Annotated in this window: 4 protein-coding genes; 2 read left to right on the top strand and 2 right to left on the bottom strand. The window is 75.7% G+C overall.

All coding sequences use genetic code 11. The features are described 5' to 3' along the window. Positions 1 to 74 precede the first annotated feature (74 nt). Both ACFWH7_RS13275 and ACFWH7_RS13270 read right to left on the bottom strand, forming a co-directional pair. The gene (locus ACFWH7_RS13275; protein ID WP_378216976.1) at positions 75 to 1118 is read right to left on the bottom strand and encodes an NAD-dependent epimerase/dehydratase family protein; all 1044 of its coding nucleotides are present in this window, start codon (positions 1116 to 1118) and stop codon (positions 75 to 77) included. A 63-nt stretch (positions 1119 to 1181) separates the two neighbouring features. Then, complete coding sequence (locus ACFWH7_RS13270; RefSeq protein ID WP_378216975.1) at positions 1182 to 1892, bottom strand: TetR/AcrR family transcriptional regulator; 711 nt, start codon at positions 1890 to 1892, stop codon at positions 1182 to 1184. A 115-nt stretch (positions 1893 to 2007) separates the two neighbouring features. On the opposite strand from ACFWH7_RS13270, the gene ACFWH7_RS13265 reads away from it, so the two are divergent. Further along, positions 2008 to 2910 carry a hypothetical protein gene (locus tag ACFWH7_RS13265; protein ID WP_378216974.1) on the top strand — a complete coding sequence of 301 codons (903 nt, stop codon included), beginning with the start codon at positions 2008 to 2010 and terminating at the stop codon, positions 2908 to 2910. Continuing rightward, positions 2907 to 5009 carry a YhgE/Pip family protein gene (locus ACFWH7_RS13260; protein ID WP_378216973.1) on the top strand — a complete coding sequence of 701 codons (2103 nt, stop codon included), beginning with the start codon at positions 2907 to 2909 and terminating at the stop codon, positions 5007 to 5009. Before ACFWH7_RS13265 ends, ACFWH7_RS13260 begins: the two co-directional genes overlap by 4 nt. Positions 5010 to 5204: the final 195 nt, after the last annotated feature.

Here is a 5204-nt window from a genome sequence, read left to right as displayed (position 1 = left end):
AGAGACAGCGACACGAGGGTCGTCATCCGTGGGATAGCGACCCTCATGTCGTGCTCGGCGACGCCCGGGGCGGGTCAGCGGGGGAGGAGTGGGGGCGTCGACGTGCCCGCGCCGTCACGGATCCCGTCGACGAGCTCGGCGAGCGTGTCCTTCGCGCCGTGCGCGGGGTGCCACCGCAGGAGCTCCCCGGCGAGGCTCGTGTCCAGCACGGGGACGCGCATCGCCATGTCGAGCCAGCCCTCGCCGACCGGCACCAGGCGGGCCCGCCACGCGGCCGCGACGGCCGTCCGCGCCGTCCCGTAGGGGACCGTGCGCAGCGAGCCGCCCGCGACGACGTCCGCCACGTCCTGCGTCGTGAGCACCGTGGGGTGGGCGACGTTGAACGGCCCGGGGTGGCGCCCGACCACGATGCGCGCGTACGCCTCGGCGACGTCCTCGGCGTGCACCACCTGGAGCCGCAGGCCGTCGGGGAGCGGGACCGTGGGCAGGGGGGCGCGGCGGAGCACGCGCGTGCCGAACGGGCCGAGGAAGTACCGCGTGATCTCGGAGGCCGCGTCGCGCTGGAACACGAGCGCCGAGCGCACGCGCGAGACGACGATCCCGCTGTGGCGGTCGACCTCGTCCAGGAGCGACTCGACGGCCGCCTTGTCCTCGGAGTACGACGAGCCCGGCACGCCCTCGACGGGCCAGCCCTCGTTGACCGGGGTGTCGCGTGCGTCGCCCGCGTACGGGGCGGGCGAGTAGGCGCCGACCGACGACGCGGCGACGAGGTGCGAGACCCCGGCGCGCTGCGCGGCCTCGACCACGCGCCGCGTGCCGTCGACGTTGACCCGGCGCAGGCGCTTGCGGTCGTGGCTCGGCTGGATCGCCCACGCGAGGTGCACGACGACGTCCGCCCCGGCGAACGCGGCGTCGAGCCGTTCGTCCGCGTCGGCCGCGGCGACGTCCGCGTACCGCCACGTCGCCGCGTCGTGCGGGGCGCGCACGGTGCTCGAGCCGTCGGCGCGCGGAACGCGCCGCGCGACCGCCACGAGGGACGTCACGACGGGTTCCGCCGCGAACCGGCGCAGCACCGCCGTGCCGACGTTCCCGCTCGCCCCGACGACCACCACGCGCATGTGCTGCCTCCCGACCTCGTCCGCGCCGCCCTGTTCCCGTGTGTGGCGGGCGCTCTCCCGACGCTAGCCCGCCGCGCCCGAGTTCGCCCGGGCGATGGCGAGGACGGCGCCGCGTGCGGGCTCGGGGAGCTCGGGCACGAGGACGACGGTGCTCGCGAGGACGAGCCGCTCGATCTCCGCGCGCGACAGGTCGCCGCCGCCGAGCCACGCGGCGGTGACGTTCTCGACGAGCGCGACCCAGCCCGCCGCGATGAGCCGCAGGCGCGGCGACGCGAGCGGCGAGCCGGACGTCGTCGCGGAGACCGTCGAGGTGAGGCGGGCGACGAGGCCCTCGCGGACGCGCGCGAGCGCCTCCTGCGTCGCGTCGTCCTCGCCGAGCGCGCCTCGCCAGAGGTCCTGCCAGACGAGGCGCCGGGCCTCGACGGCGTCGAGGAACGACGCGACGGCGAGCGCCGGGCGCTCCACGAGGGGACGATCGTCCGGTGCGACGGTCGCCGCCTCGAGCCCCGCCACGGCCTCGAGCGCGACGGCTCGGCGCAGTCCCGCGGTGGACCCGAAGTAGTGGAAGACGAGCGCCTTGGACGCCCCGGCGCGCGCGGCGACGGCCGCGGGTGTCAGCGAGTCCAGGCCGTGCTCGTCGGCCTCCTGCGCGGCGGCGTCGAGCAGCTCGCGACGGCGGTCGGCGGGCTCGCGACGGCGGCGCGCGCCGTGGTGCGGGCTGGCCGCGTCGGCGGGAGCCGCGGGATCGACGGAGGGGGCGGGCGTGCGGGGCATGACATCCGTTGTACGCCGTTGTTGACCACGAGTCAACAAGAGGCGTAGCGTTGTTGACCGTGAGTCAACGGCGTCCTCGGTGAGGACCGGGGGCCCACGAGAGGGAAGAGCAGGGATGCAGATCACGCTGACGGACGTCCGCGTCGACGGGCGGCGCGAGCCGATGCTCGAGCCGATGGACCTCGCCTGGTCCACGGGGGAGTGCGTGCTCGTCGCGGGCGAGCCCGGGCACGGGCACACCGCGCTCGCGCTCGTCGCCACGGGACGGTTCGACCCGTCCGCGGGCGAGGTCCGGCTCCTGCCGGCGAGCACGCCGTCGCGGCGCGCCGGGCGCACGTCCCGCGGCGCCGCCGCGACCCTGCGCGACGTGACCGCCGTCGTCGACGTCCCCGGCATCAGCGAGCCCGACGACGCGCTCACCGTGTCCGACGTCGTCGCCGAGGGCCTCGCGCTCGCCGGACGACGGTCCCTGCCCTCCGACGTGACGCGCTGGCTCGCCGACCACTCGCTCGCCGCCGACCGCGCGCGGCGCCTCGACCAGGTCCCCGGGGTCGTGCGCACGGCGCTGCTCGCGGCGCTCGCGGCCGAGGACCCGGACGTCCGCTTCCTCGTGCTCACCCTCCCCGACCGCCACGGGGGCGAGCCGTCGGGGTGGTGGGAGGTCGCGCAGTCGCTCGCCGGTGCGGGCTACGGCGTCCTCGTGCAGTGCACGCGCGCCTCGGCCCGCGACCTCGGTGTCGACCTCCCCCCGGCCCGCGGCGCCTCGATCCACGAGCCGCCCGTCGTCGTCCTCCGCACGCGCCCCACCCCACTCGCCCCGGCCCCGGACCCGGCCCCGGACCCGGACCCGGCCCCGGACCCGGACCCGGTCCCGGCCCCGGACGCTGCCGAACCCGGGGTTGCGGTCGCCTCTCCCGCCGAGCCCGGCGACATCCCCGGGTTCGGCGCCGTTCCTGACGACAGGCCCGGGTTCGACGAGCGGCCCGACAGCCGCGACCACTCCGAGGAGGGCCGATGACCGCGATCCGCCTCGGGTTGTCCGAGCTGCGCCGCCTCGCCGCGGGCACGCTGCCGCGCCTCGCGATCCTCGCGATGGCGCTCATCCCCACGCTCTACGCCGGGCTGTACCTGTTCGCGAACCACGACCCGTACGACAAGCTCGACCAGATCCCCGCCGCGCTCGTCGTCCTCGACGAGGGGACCACGACCACCGACGCCCAGACGGGGGCGACGACGGAGCGCCACTTCGGCCGCGACGTCGCCGACCAGCTCCTCGACGACGGCGGGTTCGGCTGGGTCGAGACGAGCCAGGTCGACGCCGAGTACGGCGTGCGGTCGGGGCGGTACGACGCCGCGCTCGTCATCGGCCCGACGTTCTCCGCCGACCTCGCGTCCGCGGGCGAGTTCGAGCCCCAGCAGGCGAGCCTCACGCTCATCACCAACGACGCGAACAACTACCTCGCACGCACCATCGCCGACCAGATCGTCGGCAAGGTGCGCGACTCGATCGCCGAGCAGGTCGGCACCGAGGCCGCGGACACGTTCCTGCGCGGCTTCGCGTCCATCCACACCAACCTCGCCGACGCCGTCGACGGCGCGGACCGGCTCCTCGACGGGTCGACGCAGCTGCGCGACGGCCTCGTGACCGCGGACGACGGCGCGCACACGCTCGCGACCGGCGCGGGCCAGGCCGCCGACGGCGCCGAGCGGCTCGACGCGAGCACCGGGACGCTCGCGGACGCCGTCGGGCAGCTCGACGACGGCGCCGAGTCCCTGGCCTCCGGGCTCGGGACGCTCCGCGGTGCGACGTCCTCGCTGCCCGACCAGACGCGGCAGCTCGCCGACGGCGCCGCTCAGGTCGCGGACGGGAACGCGCAGGTCGCGCAGTACGGGCAGCAGGCCGCCGACGCGGCGGGCCAGGTGCTCCCGACGCTCGACGCGATCCGCGGCGACGTCGACGCACAGCTCGACCAGCTCGTCGCCGACGGCGTCCTCGACCAGGCGACGGCCGACCAGGTGCGGTCGCAGGTCGCGCCCGTGCTCGACCAGCAGCGCGAGCAGGTCCAGGGCGCCGTCGATCAGGTGACCGCGGCGTCCGGGAAGCTCGACCAGCTCGCCGACGGGTCGCGCCAGGTGTCCGACGGGGCGGCACGGCTCGCGGCCGCGACGCCCCGGCTGACCTCCGGGATCGCGAGCGCCGCCGACGGCGCGGACCGCCTCGCCGACGGCACCGGACAGCTCGCCGCCGCGACCCCGCAGCTCGTGGACGGCGTCGCGCAGCTCGCCGACGGCACGCGCCAGGTGTCCGACGGCGCGACCTCGCTCGCGGACGGGACGTCCCAGCTCCGTGACGGGTCGGGTGACCTCGTCGACGGTGTCACGCAGCTCCGCGACGGGCTCGCCGAGGGCCTCGGGCAGGTGCCGGACCTCGACGAGCAGACGCGCCAGGACACCGCCGAGACCATCGGCAACCCCGTCTCCGTCGAGAACGAGGCGCTGTCGTCCGCCGGGACGTACGGCGGTGGCCTCGCGCCGTTCTTCCTGTCGCTCGCGACGTGGATCGGCGCCTACGTGCTCTTCCTGCTCGTGCGCCCGCTGTCGTCGCGGGCCCTCGCCGCGGGGCGGTCCGGCCTGGCCACCGCCCTGGGCGGGTGGCTCACCCCGGCCGCGATCGGCGTCGTGCAGGTCGCGGCGATGTTCACGGTGACCAAGTTCGCGCTCGACATCGACCCGGTGCACGGCGTCGGGACCGCGCTGTTCCTCGTGCTCGTGTCCGCGACGTTCGTCGCGATCCTCCAGGCGCTCAACGTCTGGCTCGGCGCGGCCGGGCAGTTCCTCGGGCTCGTGCTCATGCTCGTCCAGCTCGTCACGGCGGGCGGCACGTTCCCGTGGCAGACCATCCCGCAGCCGCTGCGCTCGATGCACCAGTTCCTGCCCATGACGTACGCCGTCGAGGGTCTGCGGCAGCTCCTCTACGGCGGCAACATGGCGACGGTGACGCGCGACGTCACAGTCCTCGTCGTCGTGCTGGTCGGCGCCCTCGCCCTCACGACCCTCGCGGCCCGCAAGCAGCGCGTCTGGACGATCAAGAAGCTCCAACCGGAACTCGTCCTCTGACGCCGAGGTACAACCCCGGTCACGCGAGGTAGAACCCCGGTCACGCGAGGTAGAACCGTGGCTGCGCGAGGTAGAACCGAGGTTCTTGTGCTCGACGGCGGTCTGGTCACCTTGGGTGGGCGGGGTGGGTGGTGGTGCCGCGTCGACCATCCGCCGCTCGTTCCTCGCGGCTCCCGCCAGGCCCGCCACGACGCG

Origin of the sequence: Cellulosimicrobium cellulans (assembly GCF_042723955.1) — a bacterium.
GTDB lineage: Bacteria > Actinomycetota > Actinomycetes > Actinomycetales > Cellulomonadaceae > Cellulosimicrobium > Cellulosimicrobium cellulans_H.
Note: the sequence above shows the minus strand (reverse complement) of the source record. Positions and strands in the feature narration are given on the sequence as shown.